At 51.4% G+C, this 611-nt stretch carries 1 pseudogene; it reads left to right on the top strand.

Annotated elements, in window-relative coordinates:
* Window positions 1-611, top strand: a pseudogene (locus AN618_RS13385) (RRXRR domain-containing protein); the annotation flags it as partial.

The raw sequence follows: 611 nt of genomic DNA on the forward strand, positions 1-611 counted from the left end.
CAGTGGCGTGCATTGGGGACGATGAACGCAATAATGGGGAAACTGCGGAAAATGCCGCGGCTGGAGTTTGTACCTGCATCGGACGTGGCACAGGCGAGGAAGAAGTTGGGGCTTGAAAAGGGGCATGCGAACGATGCACTGGCAGCAGCGTTGGCCTTTTGCAACCGTGCGGAGATCGACGAAACGCACGTGATAGAACTCATCTTGGCCAAGTTCAGAAGACACGACAGGGCAAGAATACACGCCGTGAGGGATAGGCTCTACAAGGTTGATGGCAGGATTGTGGCAAGGAACAGAAGGAAGAGGAGGGACCAAAAGGAACCCTCCTTTGCGGATATATCGCCACTGCCACCGGAAGAACAAAGCAAGCTTAAGGTGTATCCCGGTACGAAAATTCTCAATCCGCTGCGAAAAGAGATGCCAACCATCTCGGGCGATGTGTGGATTCATATACCAACGGGCAGAAGGTTTGTAGCTACGGGAGTGGTATCTCGGAACTACTTATACTCGCCACAGTTGAAGGAAATAGTGGGGAAGACATACGTTAGCCCGAAAGAATGCAGACGTATACTCCACAACGAAGGAATGGTCGTCATATACAACAGCCTATA

Source organism: Fervidicola ferrireducens (genome assembly GCF_001562425.1).
Classification (GTDB): Bacteria; Bacillota; Thermosediminibacteria; order Thermosediminibacterales; family Thermosediminibacteraceae; genus Fervidicola; species Fervidicola ferrireducens.